Here is a 22,528-nt window from a genome sequence, read left to right as displayed (position 1 = left end):
GGTTACAGCGGGATGTTCTTGTGCCGACCGCGGCGCGCGGGCGCCTCGGCCAGTGCCTGCGTCAGCTTGCTGCGCGTGTGGGCCGGATCGATCTTCTCGTCCACCACGCCGATCTCGATGGCGGAATCGACGCCACCGGCGATCCGCTCGTGCTCGGCGGCCAGTTCTTCGTGCAGCGCCTCGCGCTCGTCGTCGGATGCGGCGGCCAGCTTCTTCTTGTGCAGGATGCCGACCGCGGCCTTGGCGCCCATCACGGCGACCTCGGCCTCGGGCCAGGCAAACACCTTGGTGGCGTTCAGCGATCGCGAGTTCATCGCGATGTAGGCGCCGCCGTAGATCTTGCGGGTGACCAGCGTGACGCGCGGGACCGAGGACTCGCCGAACGCGTGCAGCAGCTTCGCGCCGCGCCGCACCACGCCGCCCCACTCCTGGTCGACACCGGGCAGGTAGCCGGGCACGTCGACGAGGACGACGAGCGGGATGCCGAAGGCGTCGCACAGTCGCACGAAACGCGCTGCCTTCTCGGCGCTTTCGGAGTTCAGACAGCCACCGAGGCGCAGCGGATTGTTGGCGATCACGCCGACGGTCCGGCCGGCCAGCCGGCTCAGACCGATCACGATCGAGGGCGCCCACTTACCCTGCAGCTCCTCGAAGGGCACACCCTCGTCGAGCAGCGCCTCGACGAGCGGGTGCACGTCGTAGGCACGGCGGGCCGACTCGGGCAGCAGGGCCTTGAGGTCGGTGTCGCCGGCTTCGGCTTTGGTGCGGTCGAAATGACCCTGCTGGCAGAACAATCCGACCAGACGGCGGCCGCGCTCGTAGGCGTCGACCTCGTCGTCGGCGACGATGTGGCACACGCCGGATTTCTTGTGGTGGGCGTCTGGACCGCCGAGCGACACCATGTCGACGTCCTCACCGGTGACGCTGCGCACGACGTCGGGGCCAGTGACGAAGACCTTGCTGTCCGGCGCCATCACGATGATGTCGGTCAGGGCCGGACCATAGGCAGCCCCGCCCGCGGCGAAGCCCACGACGATCGAGATCTGCGGGATGTACCCGGACGCCCGGATCTGGGCCTCAAACGTCAAACCGACCGCGTGCAGGGCCTTGACGCCTTCTGCCAGCCGCGCGCCACCCGAGTGCCAGATTCCGATGATCGGGCTCTGTTCCTCGATGGCGATGTCGTAGGCGTTGACGATGTGTGCGCAGCCCTCCACACCCATGGCGCCGCCCATGACCGTGCCGTCGGTGCAGAACGCGATCGTGCGCACACCGTTGACGGTGCCGGCTGCGGCCAGCACACCGGAGCGGTCTCGCTCGTGGAGAAGCTCGACGCTGTTGTCGTCGAAGAAGGTGCGCAGGCGCAGCAGCGGATCTCGTGGATCGAGCGATTCACCGACGGTTTCGGGGGCCATGATGGTCATTGAGTCCTCCTGTAGCGCTTGGATTTCGGTCAGTACTTACCGAATGCGAGCGCGACGTTGTGCCCACCGAATCCGAACGAATTGTTGATCGCGTATTGATAGTTGCCGGGTCGCGGCGAGCCGGCAACGACATCGAGGTCGATCTCCGGATCCAGGTTCTTCAGGTTGAGCGTCGGCGGGATGACCCCGTTCTTCAACGCCAACACGGTGAGGATGGACTCGACGGCGCCGACTGCGCCGACCGAGTGGCCCAGCGCCCCCTTCGGGGCGTAGACCGCGGCCTTGTGAGCGCCCAAGGCATTGTCGATGGCCTTTCCTTCGGCCACATCGCCCACCGAGGTGCCGGTGGCGTGCGCATTGATGTGGTCGATGTCCGTGGGGGAAAGGCCCGCAAGCTGGATGGCCCGCGTCATCGCGTGACCTGCCTGCTCACCGTTGGGGTCGGGCGCGACAATGTGGAACCCGTCAGACGTGATGCTGGCGCCCATCAGCCGCGCATGGATGGTGGCACCGCGAGCCCTGGCGTGTTCCTCGGTCTCGATCACCATCAACCCGGCACCTTCGCCGAAGACGAAACCGTTGCGGTCCTTGTCAAATGGGCGACAAGCTCCAGCCGGATCGTCGTTGGTGGTGGACAACACGATGCGCATCTGTGCGAAGCCGGCGATCGGCACCGCTTCGATCTTGGTTTCGACGCCACCGCAGATCGCCACATCGGCTTCGCCGAGCACGATCTGCCGCCACGCCTGCGCAATGCCCTCAGAACCTGAGGCGCAGGCCGAGATCGGGGTGCTCACCCCGGCCTTGGCCTTGCGCTCGAGGCCGACCGCGGCGGCCGCCGCGTTCGGCATGTACATCTGCACGGCGAGCGGGGACACCGCGCGAAGACCCTTTGAGCGCAGCGCTTCGTATGCGTAGAGAAGTTCCTCGGTCGAGCCCATGCCGGTGCCGATCGACACCATCAGGCGCCGAGGATCGACGTCCGGCGTACCGGCGTGGTCCCACGCGCGGCGGCTCAGCACCGTGGACATCCGCTGTAGGTACGACAGCCGACGCAGTTCGACCCGCGTCAATTCGCTTTCGAAGTCCTCCAACAGGTGCCCGCCGATTCGGACCGGCAGGTTGTACTGCTCGACGAAGGGGTCGTCGAGCAGTCGGATGCCGCTCTGACCATCCAGCAGTCGCTGCCAGGTGGTGTCCGCGTCGGTCGCCAAAGCCGTCGTCATCGCGAAACCGGTGACGACTACGTTGGGGAGGCCTGCCCCCGTCGAAAGCTGGGTCAACGCTGCCATTACTGCTCTGGAAGTTCCTTCCGTAACTCAGTAACGCCCAAACGTCAGGGCGACATTGTGTCCACCGAAGCCGAACGAGTTGTTGATGGCGTACTGGTAGTCGCCATATCGTGGCTCGCCCGCAACGACATCGAGATCGATCTCGGGATCCGGGGTCTCGTAATTCAGTGTCGGCGGAATCACGCCATCGCGCAGCGCGAGCACGGTCAAGATCGACTCCAGGGCCCCGACCGCTCCGATGGAGTGGCCGAGCGCCGACTTCGGCGCATACACCGCGGCATGCTCCACGCCGGCGACGCGGATGGCGTTGGCCTCCGCGGTGTCGCCGATCGGGGTGGCCGTGGCGTGTGCGTTGACGTGGCTGATGTCCTTGGGCTCCAGCCCTGCACTCTCCATCGCGCGCTTCATGGCGTGACCGGCGCGCAAGCCATCCGGCGACGGGGCGACCATGTGATAGGCGTCCGACGTGATGCCGGCTCCCATCAACCTCGCCAGCGGCTTGGCACCGCGCGCCTTGGCGTGCTCCTCGGTCTCGATGACCATGAGCGCACCGGCCTCACCGAAGACGAAACCGTCGCGGTTCTTGTCGAACGGCCGCGAGGCACCCTCGGGGTTCTCGTTGTTGGTCGACATCGCGCGCATCATCGAGAACGCCGCGATGGGCAGCGCCTCGATACCGCCTTCGACGCCACCGCAAACAGCGATGTCGGCGTCACCCATGACGATCTGGCGCCACGCGTGGGCGATGCCCTCCGAACCCGACGAGCAGGCCGAAACCGGCGTGATGACTCCGGCGCGGGCGCCGAGCTCGAGCCCCACGACCGCAGCCGCACCGTTGGGCATGACCATCTGAACGGCGAGCGGTGACACCTTGCGGGGGCCGCCCTCGTTCATCGCGTCATACATTTCGACGATCTTCTCGCCGCCACCGAGCCCGGTGCCGATCACGACCGAGAACCGGTCGGGATCGACCTCCGGACGTCCGATGCTGTCCCACAGCTGGTTGCCGAGATACTTCGACATCCGCTGGACGTACGACATCCGCCGCAGTTCCAACCGCGTCATCAATGGGTCAAGGGGCTCCTTGAGGTGCCCGCCGATACGCACGGGCAGATCCCACTTGGTGACGAAATCGTCTTCGAGAACGTGGATGCCGCTTTCTCCTGCAAGCAGGCCCTTCCACGTGCTCTCGATGTCAGGCGCGAGCGAAGTCGTCGCCGTGACGGCGGTCACCACAACGCTGGGGAAACCGCCGTTAGCAGTGGAAGGTTTGGTCACTTGTCGCCCGAGCCCATCTGCGCACGGATCGCAGCGGCAGCCTCGGGGTTCTCTTCCTCGAGCTTCTGGATGTATGAGACGACGTCACCGACGGTGCGCAGGCCCGCGAGGTCCTCGTCGGGGATCTTCACGCCGTACTTGTCCTCGGTCTGCACAGCGATCTCAACCATCGACAGCGAGTCGATGTCCAGGTCGTCGACGAACGACTTCTCCGGGGTGACCTCAGAGGGCTCGATACCGGTGACCTCTTCGATGATCTCGGCGATGCCGGCGATGATTTCGTCCTGGGTGGTTGCCACGATGGCTCCTTCTTATTGGTTGTTACTGCCAACTGACGTTGGTATGTGTTTGTTGTTTCCCGGAAAGCCGGGAATCATTCCCTTCAGAGCTCGGCGAGCCCGTCCAGGTCAGCGGGGGATTTGACGGCGTGCGTCGGCACCCCCCGAAGTTCACGTTTGGCGATTCCGGCGAGTGCCCCGGCGGGCGGGAACTCGACGAGCGCCGTCACATTCTGTTGACGCATGGTTTCGGTACACAGATCCCAACGCACCGGCTTGGTCATTTGGCTCACCAGCTTGGCCATGGCGTCCGCGGCCGAGGCCACTGCTTGACCATCGGCGTTCGACAGGAGCGTCGCTGTCGGCTCGGCTGTCGTTACAGACTCGGCGGCGGCCGCGTACCCCTCGGCTGCGGTCGCCATGTAATGAGTGTGGAACGCGCCGGCGGTGGCGAGCTTGCGTACTCGCGCCTTCTCCGGCGGATCCTCGGCCAGCTTGTCCAGGGCGGCCAGGCTGCCTGCGGCCACGATCTGACCGGCGGCGTTGCGGTTGGCGGGGACCAGGTCGAGTGCCTCGAGGCGAGCCAGCACCTCGGCCTCATCGCCGCCGAGCACCGCAGACATTCCGGTGGGCTCCAGCGCACATGCCTTGGCCATCTCGGCACCGCGGGTCGCGGCCAGCTTGACTGCGTCGTCCGCGGAGATCACGCCCGCGATCGCATACGCGGCAATCTCACCGACCGAGTGGCCGGCCACCAGAGTGTTCTTGCCGTCCAGCGCGCCGCGACGGGTCAGTTCCTCATGGGCAAGCAGGGTGGCGGCCACGACCAACGGCTGGGTGACCGCGGTGTCGGTGATCTCCTCAGCGGTCGCGGTGGTTCCGAGCCGGGTCAGGTCCAGCCCACTGATCTGCGACCAGGTGGCCAAGCGGTCAGCCGCACCCGACAGCTCTAGCCATGGGGCGAGCATGCCGGGAGTCTGGGAGCCCTGTCCGGGCGCAAGCAACGCAAGCGCAGGTTTAAGAGGCACGTGTTTAAGAGAACACTGTGAAAGCCGTTTTGTGCGGTGTAAGAGATTATGAACCTCGTCTTAAGTTTTTGTAGATATCCCACAAAACGGCATGTGATGCGACTCCATCGATACCGGTCCGCGACCTATTGGCCCGTCTGATCTTGAACGATAGCGGCGCAGTGACCTCCGTCACCCACGTTCCAGTGGCATTTCGCGTGCTGGCTAGGTGCGTTGCCGGCTGAGTCGGCCCAGGCTCGCGGCGACGCGGAGGACATACGCATCGCGTGGAACCGTGGGATCGCGGCCCGTGAAATCGGTGATCCGTTTGAGTCGGTAGCGCACGGTGTTTGGATGAACGAACAATTTGCGAGCGCACGCTTCGATCGCGCCGCCCGAGTCGAGATAGGCGTCGAGGGTCTCGGCCAGCGCCGGATCCGCGTCGCCAAGGGGCCGCATGACCTCGACCTCTAACGCGGCGATCGCGGAGCTATCACCGAGTAACGCCCTTTCGGGAAGCAACTCCCGTGCTGCCACCGGCCTGGGCGCACCTGTCCAGCCGGCGACGGCGTTCATGCCTGCGATCGCCTCTGTCGCACTGCGATGCGCGGCCGCCAAAGTTGACGCGGTCGGGCCGATCACCACGGGTCCTTCGGCGAATACCTTCATCAGTTCGGTGAGGAACCGGTCGGTGGCAGACAGCGAGCCCGACACGATTGCTACCAGCCAGGTGCCGTGTACGTCAGATAGTGCGGCGCGGCCGTGGCGAAGGGCGACCTCGTGGACATCGTCGCCGGTGACGTCGTTCCGATCGGGATGCGGCAGACCCACGATCACAGTGGCCGGTGCGGTGGCATCCCAATTCAAGGCGGCCGCCTGCGATTGCAGTTCGGGCCCGGTGTCCCCGCGCACGACGGCGTCGATGACGTTGGCCTCCATCCGGGTGTCCCATGCGCCGCGGGCCTCGGCCTGGTCGGCATAGGCGGTCGCGGCGGCGAACGCGAGGTCACGGCTGTAGCGCAGGATTCCGGCCGTCAGCGCGGTCAATTGCTCATCGGAGCGGGCCAGCAGTGGCACCACTTCTTCGCAGTACTCCATGGTGACGCGAACCATCTCGACCGACTGCCGCAGGGCGATCTTGCGCCGGAGATCCTGCGGGACGACCTCGAACGCCTGGGCGGTGTAGCTGACGTTGCTCTGCGGATTGCGCATCCACTCGACGAAGTTGACCACGGCGGCCTGCACCACCAACTGCACGCTGGCCCGCTGTGACGCTTCGAGTTCGGCGAAGAACGGCAGCCGCTGCTCCAGGGCCCGTACCGCCTCGGTGGCCAGTCGGCCGGAGTATTGCTTCAGCCGCCGCAACACGACGTCGGGCACCGTTTCGAGCACCTCGACCGTGGACTTCGGCGGAACGAACCGATTGTCGGCCATTGATAAAGGCTACGCCATGTTTCTGGAGGAATCCTCCAACACAGCTAGGCGACTCCGGGGTCCGACGTTTGCTCGGGCGCTGCGAGGACATCGTCGATCTGGTACTTGTTCGCCGCATCGACGGCGACGGACTGATCGAGATTGCCGTCGCGTGCCAGTCCCTCCAGCACCGCGACCGCAATCGACTCGGCATCGGTGTTGTAGTAGCGCCGCGCAGCGGGCCGGGTGTCGGAGAAGCCGAAGCCGTCGGTTCCCAGCGTGACGTAGGTGCCGGGCACCCAGGGCCGGATCTGCTCGGGAACCGCGCGCATCCAGTCCGAGACCGCGATGACGGGGCCCACCGCGTCCTGCAGTGCGGTGGTGATGAACGCCGTGCCCGCGGGGCGTTCGGGGTGGCGCAGCCGCTGCTTCTCGATTTCCACGCCGTCGCGGTTCAGCTCGTTCCAGCTGGTCACCGACCAGACATCGGCGGCGACGTCCCATTCGTCGGCCAGCAGCTGCGCGGCCCGCAACGCTTCGGGCATCGCCACGCCGGACGCCAGGATCTGTGCGGTGTGCGTCCGCTTTTCCGGCGCGGGTCGGAACCGGTAGATGCCGCGCAGCAGCGCGTCGACGTCGACCCCCTCCGGCTCGGCAGGCTGCTTGTAAGGCTCGTTGTAGATGGTGATGTAGAAGTAGACGTTCTCCGGATCCTCGCCGTACATCCTGGCCAGCCCGCTCTCCACGATGTAGGCGATCTCGTAGGCGAACGCCGGGTCGTAGGCCACCACGGCCGGGTTGGTCGAGGCGAGCAGCAACGAATGCCCGTCGGCGTGCTGCAGGCCCTCGCCGACCAGCGTGGTGCGTCCTGCGGTGGCGCCCAGCACGAAACCGCGGGCCATCTGGTCGGCGGCGGCCCAGAAGCCGTCGCCGGTGCGCTGGAAGCCGAACATCGAGTAGAAGATGTAGAGCGGGATCATCGGCTCGTTGTGGGTGGAGTATGACGTGCCGACCGCGGTGAACGATGCCGTCGAACCGGCCTCGTTGATGCCCTCGTGCAGGATCTGACCGATTTCACTTTCTTTGTACGCCAACATCAATTCGGCGTCCACGGCGGTGTACAGCTGGCCGTTGCGGTTGTAGATCTTCAGGCTCGGGAACCACGAGTCCATGCCGAACGTGCGCGCCTCGTCGGGAATGATGGGGACGATCCGCTTCCCAATTTCCTTGTCGCGCAACAGTTCCTTGAACGTCCGCACCGTCGCCATGGTGGTGGCGACCTCCTGGTTGCCCGACCCCTTCTTCAACGCCTTGTACGTGTCGCGTCCGGGCAGTGTCAGAACCTTGGAATGCGTGCGGCGCTCAGGCAGGAATCCACCCAACGCCCGCCGCCGCTCCAGCATGTAGCGGATCTCGGGCGCCTCGGGGCCGGGGTGGTAGTACGGCGGGAGGTAGGGGTTTTCCTCGAGCTGTTCGTCGCTGATCGGGATGCGCTGTGCATCGCGGAAGTACTTGAGGTCTGCCAGCGCAAGCTTTTTCATCTGGTGCGTGGCGTTGCGGCCCTGGAAATGCGCACCAAGCGAGTAGCCCTTGATGGTCTTGGCCAGGATGACCGTCGGCTGGCCCTTGTGATCGATCGCCGCACGGTAGGCGGCGTAGACCTTGCGGTAGTCGTGGCCGCCGCGCTTGAGGCTCCAGATCTCGGCGTCGGTCATCGGCTCGACGAGGGCCTTGGTGCGCGGGTCGCGACCGAAGAAGTGGTCGCGGACGTAGGCACCGTCGTTGGCCTTGTAGGTCTGGTAGTCGCCGTCCGGCGTGGTGTTCATCAGGTTCACCAGTGCACCGTCGCGGTCGGCGTGCAGCAGTGTGTCCCATTCGCGGCCCCACACCACCTTGATCACATTCCAGCCGGCGCCGCGGAAGAACGACTCCAGCTCCTGAATGATCTTGCCGTTGCCGCGTACCGGCCCGTCGAGGCGCTGCAGATTGCAGTTGATCACGAACGTCAGGTTGTCCAACGCTTCGTTGGCCGCCACCTGAATCAGTCCGCGGCTCTCGGGTTCGTCCATCTCGCCGTCGCCGAGAAACGCCCACACGTGCTGGTCGGAGGTGTCCTTGATGCCGCGGTCGTCGAGGTAGTGGTTGAACCGGGCCTGATAGATCGCGTTCATCGGGCCCAGGCCCATCGACACGGTGGGGAATTCCCAGAAGTCCGGCATCAGGCGGGGGTGTGGATACGACGGAAGCCCGCCGCCGGGGTGGCTGTGTTCCTGCCGGAAGCCATCGAGGTCGTCGGCGGTCAGCCGGCCCTCGAGGAATGCGCGCGCGTAGATACCGGGCGACGCATGGCCCTGGATGTAGATCTGGTCGCCGCCACCGGGGTGGGCCTTGCCGCGGAAGAAATGGTTGAACCCGACCTCGTAGAGCGCCGCGGACGACGCATACGTCGAGATATGCCCTCCGACACCGACTCCCGGGCGCTGCGCGCGGTGCACCATGATCGCGGCGTTCCACCGGATCCAGGTCCGGTAGCGGCGTTCGACGTCCTCGTCGCCGGGGAACCACGGCTCCAGTTCGGTCGGGATCGTGTTCACGTAGTCGGTGGACGTCAGCGCAGGGATGGCCACCCGCTGCTCGCCTGCACGTTCCAGCAGCCGCAACATCAGATACCGCGCCCTGGCGGGCCCGGAGCGCTCGAGCAGGTTGTCGAACGATTCCAGCCATTCGCTGGTCTCTTCGGTGTCGATATCGGGCAGATACGATGCGACACCCTCGCGGATCACCCGGACCCGGTCGGGTTCGGCTGCACTGCTGGAGTTTTGGGCCAGGTCCTGGCGCGCGAACTCGGTGGTCAAATTCCGCTCCTTGTTAGGCGGTCTACGTGCACTGGTGATCGGCGCGGAGGTTTTCCGAGCTGACCACCCCTCTATCCTTCTCCAATCCTGCCCCACATGCACCGGTGGGGGTCCGGACTGAATGAACCCGCGATCGCGGATCGGACCCGGTAACGTCTGCAGACCGTGCTGACCGGTTGGCTGTGTCGGAGACGCCTGCGGATCGCCGCTCTCGTGGTCGGCAGTGTGGCCGCCACGGCGATGATCATCGTGGGCTGCAGCAATGTCACCGAGGGCACGGCATCGGTCGACTCAGCGGATGCACCCGTCTACAAGGCGTCGGTGTCTGCGTCCATCGCGGAGTCGGCCGCCAGCTCGAGTGCGCGCGAGTCCGAGCGGCAGGAGTCGCTCACCAAGGAGGCGGTGCACACCTCGTGTGAGTCGCTGAGCACCAGCAGTGTGGACGCGATCACCGCGGTCAACGCCTACGTCGACGCCTTCAACCGCAGCGCTGCCGACGCCGACGCCATGGCGGGGCCGGCGATCGACGCGCTCAACCACAGCGCCGACCTGGTCGCCCGCAGCGTGTCCGATCCGCTGACGCAGGAGCTGAAGGACGCGATGAATTCCTGGGTCGACGCGGCAAGGGGCCTGGCAGTGGCGATCGCGGGCAACTACGGATCCGACGAATTCAACGCCGCAATCAGCACCCTGAATGACACTAAGACCACGGCGTTGAATCTCTGCGATGCGGCATATTGAACCCGGATCGACCAAAACCTGCCCGCCAGTGGGTGGCTGGAGCACCTGGTCGTGCGACGATAGGGCTGGACGCACAATGCGCCGAGCTGGCTGAAGGAGGACCGACGGTGGTCGCGGCGGACGACGACGCCCCGAGCTACGCCCTCAGACTGGGCATCCAAAAAGATCAGGTTGTGCAGGAGTTGGGCTGGGACGAAGACTCCGACGACGACATCCGGGCCGACATCGAGGACGCATGCGGTTCTGAGCTGCTCGACGAAGACGCCGACGAGGTGATCGACGTCGTGCTGTTGTGGTGGCGCGATGACGACGGCGATCTTGTCGACCGTCTGATGGACGCCATCACGCCGCTGGCCGACGATGGCGTGATCTGGGTGGTCACCCCCAAGACGGGCAAGCCGGGACATGTGCAGCCTGCTGAGATTGCCGAGTCTGCACCGACCGCGGGGTTGATGCAGACCTCGTCGGCGAATCTCGGTGGGTGGATCGCAAGTCGGCTGGTACAGCCGAAATCGAAAGCGGCAGGCAGGCACTGATGAGCCCAGGGCAACGATGATCGACGTCGGAACCGAGGCGCCGGACTTCACCCTGAAAGACCAGAACGGCCAGCCGGTCACCTTGAGCGACTTTCGTGGCGTCAAGGACGTGCTGCTGGTGTTCTTCCCGTTGGCGTTCACCGGGATCTGTCAGGGCGAGCTCGACGAGATCCGTGATCATCTGCCGAACTACGAGAACGACGACACCGCAACGTTGGCGATCTCGGTGGGGCCGCCGCCGACCCATAAGGTCTGGGCCACCGAAAGCGGCTTCCTGTTTCCGGTGCTCTCGGACTTTTGGCCGCACGGCGGCGTGGCGCAGGCCTATGACGTGTTCAACGCCGACGCCGGGTTCGCCAACCGCGGGACTTTCGTGGTGGACCGCACCGGCATCGTCCGATTCGCCGAGATGAAGCAGCCGGGTGAGCCACGCGACCAGGCCGCGTGGACGGACGCGTTGGCGGCGCTTCGGTCGGACTGACGGATTTCCTGTCTGACCTCGTCGGCGTGTAATTTGCCCTGCGAGGGCGCGTAGCTCAGTGGTAGAGCTCTGGTTTTACACACCAGCGGTCGGCGGTTCGATACCGTCCGCGCCCACCGATGTTTTCCCAGACAAATGGGTGTGTGCCGTTAACGGGTAAACCCCCCGCTGTGCCAATAATGTGCCAACGGGTCAGCCAGCTGCCCGCCGCCGCAACTGTCGCGCGAGGCCCTGGTTGATGCGTCGCTACTTCATCAGACGAAACGGGATGCTTAGCTGGTAAGCAGCAGATGAAAACTTGGATTGAGTACCTATCGGAGATCGAGGACATGCGACGTCGCTGCGCCGCCCACGACGCATGGATGCGAGCACACCCTAATGCAGTCGCGCGTAGTGAGGCCTGGGGAGATCACAATCTCGCCGAGCTTGCGGAGCGTTGAGCTGCACACCGCACCACCTTGCAATGGCACTCCCAGATCGGCAAGAACCACATCGGGGAGCGGGGTGGAACGGCATGAATCTGTGTCTAGCGATCGAGTGCCCGTACTAGCAAGTCTTTTATCTCGGCAACGTTCTCTTCAAGAGATCTCTGACCAGTTTTCAGTTCCGCCTGTCCACGCTCAAGTTCGGCAAGGTCGCGGCTGTAGTCGGAAAGCGTCGCCGTATGCGCGCGATGTAATGACCAACTCGCGGTGGCTGACGCGGACGGCATTGACCGCCGCTAGCACCGCCCGGTAGTCGGGGTGCGACGCTTCTAATGCTGCAATGCGAGCCTCGAGATCTTCAAGCGTCGCCACCCAATGATGGTAGCGGCGCCAGCAGTGGGGGGCTGCTGGCGGCGTGAATGACGCTGTGGCTTGCCGACAGCTCGACGCGACAGATAGATGAGTCAATGGCCAAGCGAGATGGGTGCGCGCCACTGCGTGATCGTCAACGTGACAATTGGCGGCCGTTTCGCAACCCCTCGTCGCTGAGCTTTCTCGACTCAATTAGATGTTTAGCGGCTCGTGCAAGGCGTTTCTCGGCCGGCCGGTTCGCCTAGGCGTGTCAGCGTGCGGACATTACGTCGGCGCGTGTCGGCAGAACGTCGGCATCCCGTTATCGGTTAAACGGTGCCTTCCAAGAACATTGCCTCCCAACAGCTTTCGCCGTCACAGGCGTGTCGTGTGATGGTTTGGGGTAGAGTAGACGATGAGTCATCTGACAATAATGGTCGGCTTTTCTTTCTCATGGATAACGAATGTTATCCACGATTCCGTAAAACTCAGGCGTTCTCATTGACCGTGAACATGCGTGCATGGCGAGGGTGATTTTGGGCGCCGACGTCATCAGATACTCGCAAGCTCCCACGGTCGACCATCACCGTGGCGAATCAACTGCACCTGTCGCGGTTGCACCGTTACATAATTAGCCATTATCGTCGTCGTCGTCGTCGTCGTCGTCGTACGACGGAGGAGGATGATGATGATGACACTGACGCGTACGGGGGCCGGGCGCGCTGCAGGTGAGTGGGGAACCGTTAGCCCTGTTCTGACTTAGGGCAGGCGAATGGTGTTGTGGCTGAGCGCCATTGACCAACCCCAACACCATTCCGCTTTACCCGGCTGCGGTGGGCTGTCCGAATCGTGAACGGAACCGTCGCAGTCGCAGGCTGTTGCTGACGACGAACACTGAGCTGAATGCCATTGCAGCTCCGGCGAGCATCGGGTTGAGCAGTCCCGCTGCTGCCAGGGGCAGGGCGGCCACGTTGTAGGCGAACGCCCAAAACAGGTTGCTCTTGATGGTGCGCAATGTTCGTCGAGACAGTCGGATCGCATCCGCAGCGGCACGCAAGTCTCCGCGCACCAACGTGATGTCGGAGGCTTCGATCGCCACGTCGGTTCCGGTGCCCATGGCCATCCCGAGGTCGGCCTGAGCAAGCGCGGCAGCGTCGTTGACGCCGTCACCGACCATCGCCACCGTCTTGCCCTCTTTCTGTAGGCGGGCAATGACGTCGACCTTGCCCTTGGGCATCACCTCGGCGATCACCTCATCGATGCCCACCTGGTCGGCGACCGACCGGGCGACGGTGGCGTTGTCGCCGGTCAGCAGAATCGGCGTCAAACCCAGTCCGCGCAGCTGGCTGATCGCCTCGGCGGAGGTGGGCTTGACGGCATCGGCGACGACGAGAATTCCGCGGGCGGCGCCGTCCCAGCCGACGGCAATCGCTGTCTTGCCTTCCGATTCCGCTGCATGCATTGCCTCGGTCAGCTCGGCCGGCAGATGCTGGGCCCAGTCGGCGAGCAGGCTGGGGCGCCCCACGATGACGGCGCGCCCATCGACGACGCCCTGAACGCCGAGCCCTTCGACATTGGTGAACCCTTCCACCGCTGGCAGCTCACCGAATTCGGCCCTTGCGGCTTTGGCGACCGCTTGCGCGATTGGGTGCTCTGAGGCGTTCTCCAGTGCCCCGGCGAGCCGCAGCAGTTCATTGCGATCTTGCCCGGAGGCCGCGATCACCTCGATCAGTGTCATCTGTCCGGCGGTCACGGTGCCGGTCTTGTCCAGCACGATGGTGTCGATCTTGCGGGTGTTCTCCAGGACTTCGGGGCCCTTGATCAGGATGCCGAGCTGAGCGCCGCGACCGGTACCGACCATCAGGGCCGTCGGGGTGGCCAGGCCCAGCGCGCAGGGGCAGGCGATGATCAGCACGGCCACCGCCGCGGTGAACGCCGCCGCCAGCCCGTTGCCGGTCCCGACCCAATAGCCGAGGGTAGCGGCCGCCAGAAGGATCACAATCGGCACGAAGATCCCCGAGATGCGGTCGGCGAGGCGCTGTGCTTGGGCTTTGCCGTTCTGCGCGTCTTCGACCAGCCGGGCCATTTGCGCCAATTGGGTGTCGGAGCCGACGCGGGTGGCGCGGACCAGCAGGCGACCGCCGGCGTTGACGGTTGCGCCGACGACGGTGTCACCGGCGCCCACCTCGACCGGCATGGATTCACCGGTGAGCATGGACGCGTCGACCGCGGAGCTGCCCGACACAATGACTCCGTCGGTGGCGATCTTTTCGCCAGGGCGCACCACGAATTCGTCACCGACGGCGAGCTGATCGATCGGGATCCGTTGTTCGCGACCGTCTTTGACGACGGTGACGTCCTTAACGCCGAGCTCGAGCAGGGCCCGCAGCGCCGCGCCGGCTTTGCGCTTGGACCGGGCCTCGAAATACCGGCCGGCGAGAATGAAGGTGGTGACCCCGGCAGCTGCTTCCAGATAGATGTTGCCCGCGCCGTCGCTTCGCGCGAGGGTCAGCTCGAACGGATGGGTCATCCCCGCTACTCCGGCGGTGCCGAAGAACAGGGCATACAGTGACCATCCCAGTGCCGCAAGGGTTCCCATGGAGATCAGGGTGTCCATCGTGGACGTGGCGTGGCGTAGGTTGGTCCAGGCGGCCTGGTGGAAGGGCCATGCGCCCCATACCACCACGGGTGCCGCCAAGGTCAGCGACAGCCACTGCCAGTTGGTGAACTGCAGGGCCGGCACCATCGCCATCGCGATGACCGGTACCGACAGCACCAGCGAGACGATCAGCCGCTGCCGCAGCGCCCGAGTGGGATCGTCGGAGTCGGAGTCGGCCTCGGCTGCCGGCGCATCAGCGGCGCGGGGCAGCTCGGCGGTGTATCCGGCGTCCTCGACCGCGGCCACCAGCGCTTGAGTGTCGACGGTGTCGTCGTAGCTGACCTTGGCCTTCTCGGTGGCGTAATTGACTGTGGCGCTGACACCGTCGAGCTTGTTGAGCTTGCGCTCGATCCGGTTGGCGCAGGAGGCACAGGTCATTCCGCCGATGGACAGCTCGATCTGGTGATCGCCGGCCGTGACCCTGTTGTCTTCGTGGATCGATGTCATTGCAGTCTCCTTAAAAACGAATCGCTGGTGAGGACGGCGAGGCCGTAGCTAGTGGTGGCCGCCGGGCTGGGCGCCGGCCGTGGGCGGCGGTGTCGCTTCGGTCGGGCTGGGCCGGAAATCCGTGGCGGTTGCGGTGAATTCCGCGGTGCGCACGACGCCGTTGTGCTGGAAGTCCAGGAACATCCGGTAGGTGCCCGTCGACGGCGTTGTCGCGTAGAAGGTGACGTCGGGGCCCGGCTTGGTGACGCCGTCACCCGGCGCTCCTTCTGGATGCACGTGCAGGTAGGCCAGGTCGTCGGATCGCAGCACCACCAAGTGGCCGTAGGCGGCCAGATACGGTTGCAGGTCGGTGACCGGTGCGCCTCCGCGCGACACCGACAGCGTCAGCTTCGATGAGTTGCCCGCGGACAAGTCTCCGGTCAGGGTGACGGTGTAGTCGTCGACCGTCGTGGTCTTCGACGGCGCCGGCAGAGGCTGCGGATGGTAGTCGTCGGCCACCGACACATCGGTGCCCAGCGTGAGGTCGTCTGCGCCGGCAGGTTTGAAGTCGGCGAACAACCGCCACGGCCCCGGCGACAAGTCCAGCTGGGTGTGCCAGACGCCGGACGCCTCGAGATTGGGGTGGCCGTGCTGGAAGCCGGCCATGTCGCGACGGACGGCAATCAAATGCAGGTCTTTGTCATGTGTCGTCTCGTATTTGGTGACCGGCCGGCCGTCGAGTCCCATGATCCGGAACGTCACGCCTACGTTCTCGCCGGATGGCAAGGACGTTGCTTCAGGCAGGAATGTGTAGCCGCTGTCGGTGGCGGTCAGTCCGGTTGGACTGGTATCGGCCATCGTCGTCGCAGGCTCGCTATCGCTGGACGCGAGTGGGGCGTCTGCCGCACCGGACGCTGCAAGCGCGCTGGTGGATGTGGCTGACGTTGCGCCGTGGGCGTTGTGCTCGACGCGCTCAGTGCGGGGCACCCATGAGCCGGTGGCGTTGCCGACCGCGACCGCACCGCCGAACACGACCGCGAGTACCACGGCGAAACCGCCGAGCTTCATCGGGATATTCATGAGGTCTTCTCCTTCGTTGCGGTGTCGGAGCCGGCGACGGTGTAGCCGGCCGACTCGACAGCAGCGCGAAATGCGGACGGATCCGCGGGGCCGTCGCTGGTCACCGCGACCTGACCGCTGGCTAGATCGACAGCAACGTCGAGAATCGCGTCGACTCCGCTGAGTTCCCCGGTGACCTTGCGGACACAGCCTCCGCAGCTCATCCCTTCGACGGTGAAAGTCGTCGTGCTCATCACGATCTCCTCAGTCAATCCATCGACCGCCACGGTTGTACCGATCGCTCGCGGAACGCCCGCACACCTCATGTTGATACCATACCCCCCTAGGGTATGCAAGCTGTTCTTGAGTGGTGATTTTCGGCAACCTCTCGAAACGGGCGATGCCACCGTGAAAGGCCTGGTGAGCCTGAAGTCCGCCGTGCTTGATCTGGGCAGCGAGCGGCGATTCGATGCGGCGTCCGCTTGACGTCGCAGGCGCTGCCCGCGGGGCCGACCGCTGTGCCGGTCGACCCGGGAGAAGAGGTGTCGCTTTACATCATTTTCCGCCCGGGTGCAGGTTCTCGAACTACGTGGCGAATTCTCGCCCGCGTCGACGGCCGCGGCCGCGAGTTGCTCAGAACTCGATGGGCTGGACACCGACGAAGGCCGCGAGCTCACGTGCGTCTCGATGCGTATCGAAGCTACGGAGCAGCTCGATGTAGTGCCGCTGATCGAGGCCCAGTTGTACTGGAACTCAGTAGGATCCTGGGCGGTGATGAGCACAAGATCGGCAAGGAGCCAGGTGGTGCGGCCATTTTCGTCGTTGAACGGGTGTGCCCGCACAGTTTCAGCGTGTGTTGTGCGCCCAGCTCGCGGGCTGTCCAGCCGTCGGTGTGCTCCCACCGATATCGGATGTTGTCGCGTGCGCTGCGGAGTTCGACGGCGACCTGTGTTGGGTCAAACTCAATGTTGACGTCGCGTTTCGCCACCGCCCGGCCCAGCTCCAGATAGCGTCATAGAGGCTTTCGTGGAGATCGCGGAGGAAGTAGTCGGTCAGCAGTTCGTCGAGCGACGATGAGCGTTGAACGCGGCGGTCAGGAGGTCCTCGAACACCTGCTCCTGCATCGCTTGTTCGAGGTCTTAGACCGCAGCCCTGCTGACGGGCGTTTCGAGGATTTCGACGACATGCGCGAGCAGCGCGGTCAGCTCGTCGTGTGGGAGTGGAGTTTCGCCGTATCCCGGCGTGAGCGGCATCAGTGCTGGCGTGTTTGCCGCTCTGCGAGGAGCCGTTTCGCAGAAGCCGGGCGAACGTAGCCAGCGGGGACCGCGCGATTCTCAAGCTTCGCGGATGCCTTGGTGGCCCGGGCGGCGACCTTCTTGACGACCGCCTTCTTAACCGTTCGCCGTTCCATGGCCACACCTCGTTCGGGCATCGCTCTGAATTTATGGCTAGAGGTGCTCAGTCGTCCGGGGAGCCGCCGGGTCCGGTTGCGGTCATCGCCGGCCTCGGTGGGCGATGAAGTAGCACCTCTCGCGACGGGTCGACTAAAGCCGCGTTGTCTCAACGAAATGGCGGATCGCCGCCATCTCTCGCCCTCTCGCCTGAGATTTCGCAACAAACTTTGCGACCGACAGCTTTGGGTTTCTTCGATCCTGAGTGTGGCTCTAACTAACCACGCAGTTGGGTAAGTACTGTGGTGTACCGCAAGTGGCGTTGGTGCGAACGGTCGAATAGCGGGCGCCTGCAAGTTTTCTGATCGAGTTTGCGGTTTTCCCACGCTCCATCTCGTCGGTCAGCAGCCGTCCGGAGTAGATGCTGGCCCTCAGTAAGGTCGTCAGGGCAAGGTTCATCCGCTGACTGCTGCCGTATCGCGACTCGACGGAGGCTCAGCAGTTCGCGTCAACGTAAACAGTCGTGTACTTGACTCTCTCGACTCTTCGATCCTGGTTATCCCGCCTATTGAGCTGTAGTTGTTCGTACACTGTCTGTCCTTGTCGTACACGTCCGACAGTGCATTGATCCAGAGGGGCGTGACCGACCTTGTTCACGAACACCTTGAAGCCTTGTGCTTCGAGCGAGGCAACCGTATCCGTTACCGACCGGGGGCCGCTGGGCGCAGCCGACGCGGCAGCAGAACCCACCATCATCGTCGCGCTCAAGGCGAAAGCAAGAGCTAGTAGGGATGTCTTCATTATTGCTCCGATCTGTTGGCGTACGAAATAGCTACGGTGCATATACGTACGTAGCTACCCAGTATATCTACAAAGGGTAGCTGAAGTGAGTGCTTCACGGCCACACTGCGGTCCCGTTCGGGTGTCGTCTTAGTAACGGTATTATGTTGTGCTGCAACCGCATACGCCATCATCGAATTTCGATGCGCGGGTCGTCTACGGGTTCCTTCACTTAGCGTCTTGTTCACCGCCGGCACTGCGCCAGGGATGGCCAGCAAGGCCGCTCGGCCGCCAACTGGTCTCGCGGTCAAGTGGTCGGCACTGTGTTGTCCGCGATCAGGCGACGTGAGTTGGTGTGCTGGGTAATGCGGGTACTAGGCGTATCCCGCGAGGTAGGGCATCAGCATGTAGAAACCGAGGTTGATGCCGAACTGGTTGATCATCAACATCCGGCTGGGCCAGCGGAAGCTGCGAAATTGCGCGGTGAAGCTCATCGCGAGACCACCGTCGGATCTGTGATTGATGACGTTCGTGTCCAGGACGTGACGACGTGATCGCGTGGATCGGTGATGAGTACTGGATCCCGTGGCGGACTGCCGGCAAGCAGACCGTTGAGGCCGCAGTAGTCGTCGTTATAGACGGTGTCGAAGTAGCGTTGTGGCCCATCGGGGAAGACCGCCGCGATAGTTGCGTTCGACGGACTCGTCCTCGCGACCCAACCGGCTACCAGGGCGACGGCGCCAACACTCCAGCCACCTGTGGCGTAGTGGGTAGCCGCCAGCGTGCGGCATGCCCACACGGCCTCCCTGGGAGCGACCCAGTGAACTTCATTGAAGGCGGCGTAGTCCACATTGCGAGGGTAAATACTCGACCCCAGCCCTCGCATCAACCGGGGCCGTGCAGGCTGACCAAAAATGGTTGAGCCGATGGTGTCGACCCCGATGAGCCGCAAATCAGGATTGGTTTCGCGTAGCACGCGCGCGATCCCGGCCGAATGGCCTCCCGTGCCGACAGAGCAGACGAGGATGTCGATCGCGCCTAGTTGCGCTGACAACTCTTCTGCAAGACCCCGATAGGCGTCAACGTTATCGGGATTGTTGTATTGATCCGGGTACCACGCTTGGGGGTCTGATTCGAGGATCTCCATCACCCGATTGCGTCGCGCCTGCTGCCACCCGCCTTCAGGATGCGGTTCGGTGACGACATCGACGTCAGCACCGTATGCGGTCAACATCCGCGAGATGATCGGCTCCAGTCCGGGATCTGTGACCAGAGTTACTGGGTGGCCATACACGGTGCCGGCCAATGCTAGCCCCAGTCCCAATGTGCCGCTCGTTGATTCGACGATGCGACTGCCTGGACGTAGGTCGCCGCGGGCGCGGCCCCGTTCGACCATGTGTAGGGCGGGGCGGTCCTTCATTCCGCCGGGGTTGAACCCTTCGAGTTTGGCCCAAAACCCGCGTTTGTCATCGGTGAACGGTGCCCCAATTCTCAGAACAGGCGTATTTCCTACCATCGTGCCGGGCTCATCGAAGCGGCGCAGGCGTTGGTGATGGACGGCGTGGTGGTGTGGTGAGTGAACGGACAGAGCATCGCTCATGAACGTGGGTCACTTTCGGTGATGCCACGACGTTCTTTGCCGCGGCGACTGACATGGGTAGCGGTCACCGACTCGCGCGAAGGGACGCGAATCTGGCGCTACCGAATCAGCGGCGCGCGATGCAGAGCCGAAGCAGCAGCTGCTGCCCGGCGTCGACATAACCAGCCCATCTCGGGGGGCCTCGGATCACAGATGACGCACCTGTCGCCCAGTACGCGAAGGCAACGCCGATTACGGCGACGAGGCCGAGTGCAGCCAGCAGCGTCACCGTACGCGGCAGGGCCGCTTCGGCGAACGCGTCAGGAGCCACGGTGACCGGACCGTCCTGCACATGCGGGTGCTCGGCGACTGCAGCAAAGTCATTCAAGGAGTGGGACGGCAGTGCGTGCGGACCATGATGCGCCCGGGGGTTGTGCTCGGTGAGCTTCCATCCCGTGCCCGCGACCAGCACGACGAGCACGACCAGGAGCGCGATGACGGCGGGCCGTCGCGCACTAGCGGAAGCGTCGTGGTACCGCATAATGCAGCCGACTGTAGCAGCGGATCGAGCTCGTTTTGGGGACCCGTTGATTCGACGCCATGTTGTGATCGTGCCGCGATGACCGCGTGTTGGTGGTCAACCGCGATTGGCAGTCAGTTCGGTATGCAGCCGAGTGTAATTGATTGATAATGCTTTTGACGAAATCTTTATCTTTCGCGCACAGGCATTCATGCTGCTTATCTACGGTTTCACTCCGTAGATGGGCGATACTTACCGAATCGACACTTACTGTGTATGTGATCGCTCCGGATGGTCGCCGTGCCTTCTGCTCGCCCGGCGGCGCAACCTCGCATGGCCGTGTTGTGATGGAAATCACAGTGAGACAGCCGCAGTATTCAACCTGTTACAGACAGCGGGCCAGCCATGCAGAAGTTCCGCGAGCACGTCTTCCCCGACACCGACCGACATGTCATGGCACAAGCCCCCAAGAACGAGGCCAACGCCATCTACTGGTTTGAACACGAGCTACGCCAATACCTGCCAGTCGGGCTCGACCTCAACACCCTCACTGGTCGCGGGGACCCGGATCCTGCTAACCGTGGGCCGGGAAGCACATGGTTATCCGGCCCATGAGGTGATCCCGGTCCTGGGCGCAAGCTTGGCCGCGACGTCATCGAGCTGCCCGGCGGTCATGTCGGTGCCCTGGCGCATCCAGCCGAGTTCGCACACGAACTCACCCAGGCTCTTACGCAGATGCCGGCGCACTGACAGAGCCACCGTAGGGTCTGGCGCCGCGGGCTGAACCCGCGCACCGGCGCCGACATGAGCAGTAGCACGAGGCCGGTTATCTAGGAACATGATTGGAAGGCGTGTCAAGGGTCGAATCCGCGCATTTTGTCCCCACGGTGGACCGGGCGCGGCGGCTCCGACGAGCGGAAGTCTGACAGCAAGGCTCCAATCATCGAGCGGGTCGCTGCGGTGGCCCAGGGGGTGTCCGTACGACAGACGCGGCGTGACTTGATGCCGCTATGGATGCCTGGATTGTGCCCGCGCGGCCGAGCCGGTGTGCGGCGCACGTAAATCTCGACCGCCACACCTTCATTTCCTCGGGCCCGGAACTGTATTGGCGCCGACAACGGCACGGCGGCCGTCACGGTCCAAGAGCATTGGCACCCCAGACTGCTGGAACGCGGACAGAGGTGACGACGCGGAAGCCGGCTCAGAAGATCTGCCAGTCCGACGCGCCGTCGGGCTGGTTGTAGATCCCTGTGGAGTTCTTGATCACGACCGCATCGCCGCTGCCGAAGTTATCGAAGAACCACTGCGCGTTGGATGGACTGAGGTTGATGCACCCATGGCTGACGTTGCTCTCACCCTGGCTCCCCACCGACCACGGCGCACTGTGTACAAAGACGCCGCTGTTGTCGATGCGGACGGCGTCCTGGACCTTGAGCTTGTAGCCCTCCGCCGAGTTGACCGGCACGCCGTACGTCGAGGAATCCATCACGATGTCAGCGAACTTCTCGAGTACGTAGTAGGTGCCGTTCTTTGTGTCGTACCCCTTTTTACCCAGCGACACCGGGAACGTCTTCTCCAGCTTCCCGTTGCGCATGATCTCCATCTGGAGCGACTTGTTGTCGATGGTGGCCACGAGCTGCTCGGGGACGGTGAAGCTGGACTTGGTGCCGCCCGCATCGATGTTCACGACCGTGCCGGCCGGCCAGAAGTCCTGGGGCCGCCAACGCACCTGGGTATCGGTCGTCCAGTAGAACCGGCCGGGCACGGGCGGGTTGGACGAGATGTGGATGGCCTGTTCCGCTATGGCCCGGTCGGCAATGGGGCGCTGAAAGTTGATGTAGATGGGCTTGGCGGCGCCGGCAATCGACCCGTTGCTCGGGTTGAAACTCGGCGGCGCGAACACCGGCTGCCCGACATAGGGCGTCGGGTTCTGTCCGGCTGGCGTGCCCTGGGGAATCGGCTGCTGTTGAGCCAGCGGATTCGCGGGCGGGAAGAACGGGTTCGGCGGTGGCGGGGGCGGCGCGCCCGGAGGG

Annotated in this window: 17 protein-coding genes, 1 tRNA gene and 2 pseudogenes; 4 read left to right on the top strand and 16 right to left on the bottom strand. The window is 64.2% G+C overall.

The genetic code is table 11. From position 1 onward, the window contains the following. Positions 1-2 precede the first annotated feature (2 nt). The 7 genes from CSQ99_RS12540 to aceE form a co-directional block, all read right to left on the bottom strand. A complete protein-coding gene (locus CSQ99_RS12540; protein WP_099039369.1) occupies positions 3-1,424 on the bottom strand; it encodes an acyl-CoA carboxylase subunit beta in 1,422 nt (473 codons plus the stop codon). A gap of 29 nt (positions 1,425-1,453) precedes the next feature. After that, a complete protein-coding gene (gene kasB, locus CSQ99_RS12535) occupies positions 1,454-2,716 on the bottom strand; it encodes a 3-oxoacyl-ACP synthase KasB (RefSeq protein WP_176560998.1) in 1,263 nt (420 codons plus the stop codon). A gap of 27 nt (positions 2,717-2,743) precedes the next feature. Further along, complete coding sequence (gene kasA / locus CSQ99_RS12530) at positions 2,744-3,994, bottom strand: 3-oxoacyl-ACP synthase KasA (protein ID WP_099039368.1); 1,251 nt, start codon at positions 3,992-3,994, stop codon at positions 2,744-2,746. Next, the gene (gene acpM, locus CSQ99_RS12525) at positions 3,991-4,293 is read right to left on the bottom strand and encodes a meromycolate extension acyl carrier protein AcpM (RefSeq protein ID WP_099039367.1); all 303 of its coding nucleotides are present in this window, start codon (positions 4,291-4,293) and stop codon (positions 3,991-3,993) included. The genes kasA and acpM overlap by 4 nt, the downstream gene beginning before the upstream one ends. Positions 4,294-4,376: 83 nt before the next feature. Then, positions 4,377-5,300 (bottom strand): ACP S-malonyltransferase, encoded by a 924-nt coding sequence (locus CSQ99_RS12520; RefSeq protein WP_099039366.1) that lies wholly within the window; start codon positions 5,298-5,300, stop codon positions 4,377-4,379. Positions 5,301-5,504: 204 nt separating this feature from the next. Continuing rightward, positions 5,505-6,713 carry a PucR family transcriptional regulator gene (locus CSQ99_RS12515; RefSeq protein WP_176560997.1) on the bottom strand — a complete coding sequence of 403 codons (1,209 nt, stop codon included), beginning with the start codon at positions 6,711-6,713 and terminating at the stop codon, positions 5,505-5,507. 44 nt (positions 6,714-6,757) lie between these two features. Further along, positions 6,758-9,547, bottom strand: coding sequence for a pyruvate dehydrogenase (acetyl-transferring), homodimeric type (aceE, locus tag CSQ99_RS12510; protein ID WP_099039365.1), 2,790 nt, complete (start codon positions 9,545-9,547; stop codon positions 6,758-6,760). A gap of 165 nt (positions 9,548-9,712) precedes the next feature. Between aceE and CSQ99_RS12505 the strand changes: the two genes are divergently transcribed. The 4 genes from CSQ99_RS12505 (at position 9,713) to CSQ99_RS12490 (ending at position 11,421) form a co-directional block, all read left to right on the top strand. After that, positions 9,713-10,288 carry a hypothetical protein gene (locus CSQ99_RS12505; protein WP_176560996.1) on the top strand — a complete coding sequence of 192 codons (576 nt, stop codon included), beginning with the start codon at positions 9,713-9,715 and terminating at the stop codon, positions 10,286-10,288. Positions 10,289-10,395: 107 nt separating this feature from the next. Further along, entirely contained in the window at positions 10,396-10,824 is a 429-nt protein-coding gene (locus CSQ99_RS12500) for a DUF3052 domain-containing protein (RefSeq protein ID WP_099039364.1), read from the top strand. 16 nt (positions 10,825-10,840) lie between these two features. Then, positions 10,841-11,305: a peroxiredoxin gene (locus tag CSQ99_RS12495; RefSeq protein WP_099039363.1), complete on the top strand. Its 465-nt coding sequence runs from the start codon at positions 10,841-10,843 to the stop codon at positions 11,303-11,305. A gap of 44 nt (positions 11,306-11,349) precedes the next feature. Beyond that, positions 11,350-11,421 (top strand) — tRNA-Val (locus tag CSQ99_RS12490). 410 nt (positions 11,422-11,831) lie between these two features. Here CSQ99_RS12490 and CSQ99_RS31875 read toward each other — a convergent pair. The 9 genes and pseudogenes from CSQ99_RS31875 to CSQ99_RS12440 form a co-directional block, all read right to left on the bottom strand. Further along, positions 11,832-12,102 (bottom strand): annotated as a pseudogene (locus CSQ99_RS31875) (hypothetical protein). A 799-nt stretch (positions 12,103-12,901) separates the two neighbouring features. After that, positions 12,902-15,187 (bottom strand): heavy metal translocating P-type ATPase, encoded by a 2,286-nt coding sequence (locus tag CSQ99_RS12480; RefSeq protein ID WP_099039362.1) that lies wholly within the window; start codon positions 15,185-15,187, stop codon positions 12,902-12,904. A 48-nt stretch (positions 15,188-15,235) separates the two neighbouring features. Then, positions 15,236-16,246, bottom strand: coding sequence for a hypothetical protein (locus CSQ99_RS12475; protein ID WP_099039361.1), 1,011 nt, complete (start codon positions 16,244-16,246; stop codon positions 15,236-15,238). Beyond that, positions 16,243-16,479: a heavy-metal-associated domain-containing protein gene (locus CSQ99_RS12470; RefSeq protein WP_099039451.1), complete on the bottom strand. Its 237-nt coding sequence runs from the start codon at positions 16,477-16,479 to the stop codon at positions 16,243-16,245. The genes CSQ99_RS12475 and CSQ99_RS12470 overlap by 4 nt, the downstream gene beginning before the upstream one ends. 2,297 nt (positions 16,480-18,776) lie before the next feature. After that, positions 18,777-18,890 (bottom strand): annotated as a pseudogene (locus CSQ99_RS31870) (hypothetical protein); the annotation flags it as partial. Beyond that, positions 18,887-19,996, bottom strand: coding sequence for a PLP-dependent cysteine synthase family protein (locus CSQ99_RS12455; RefSeq protein ID WP_099039360.1), 1,110 nt, complete (start codon positions 19,994-19,996; stop codon positions 18,887-18,889). The pseudogene CSQ99_RS31870 and the gene CSQ99_RS12455, both read right to left, overlap by 4 nt. A gap of 106 nt (positions 19,997-20,102) precedes the next feature. Then, positions 20,103-20,516: a putative copper homeostasis (lipo)protein LpqS gene (gene lpqS, locus CSQ99_RS12450; RefSeq protein WP_099039359.1), complete on the bottom strand. Its 414-nt coding sequence runs from the start codon at positions 20,514-20,516 to the stop codon at positions 20,103-20,105. Between the two features lie 579 nt (positions 20,517-21,095). Next, a complete protein-coding gene (locus tag CSQ99_RS30970) occupies positions 21,096-21,242 on the bottom strand; it encodes a hypothetical protein (protein ID WP_176560995.1) in 147 nt (48 codons plus the stop codon). Between the two features lie 454 nt (positions 21,243-21,696). Then, positions 21,697-22,528 (bottom strand): L,D-transpeptidase (locus CSQ99_RS12440; RefSeq protein ID WP_141562660.1); only part of this gene is annotated, 832 nt, incomplete at its 5' end.

The sequence above is a fragment of the Mycobacterium neglectum genome (assembly GCF_002591975.1).
In the GTDB taxonomy this organism is placed as follows: Bacteria; Actinomycetota; Actinomycetes; order Mycobacteriales; family Mycobacteriaceae; genus Mycobacterium; species Mycobacterium neglectum.
The sequence above is the reverse complement of the archived record's forward strand: the minus strand, read 5'-3'. Positions and strand labels throughout refer to the sequence as shown.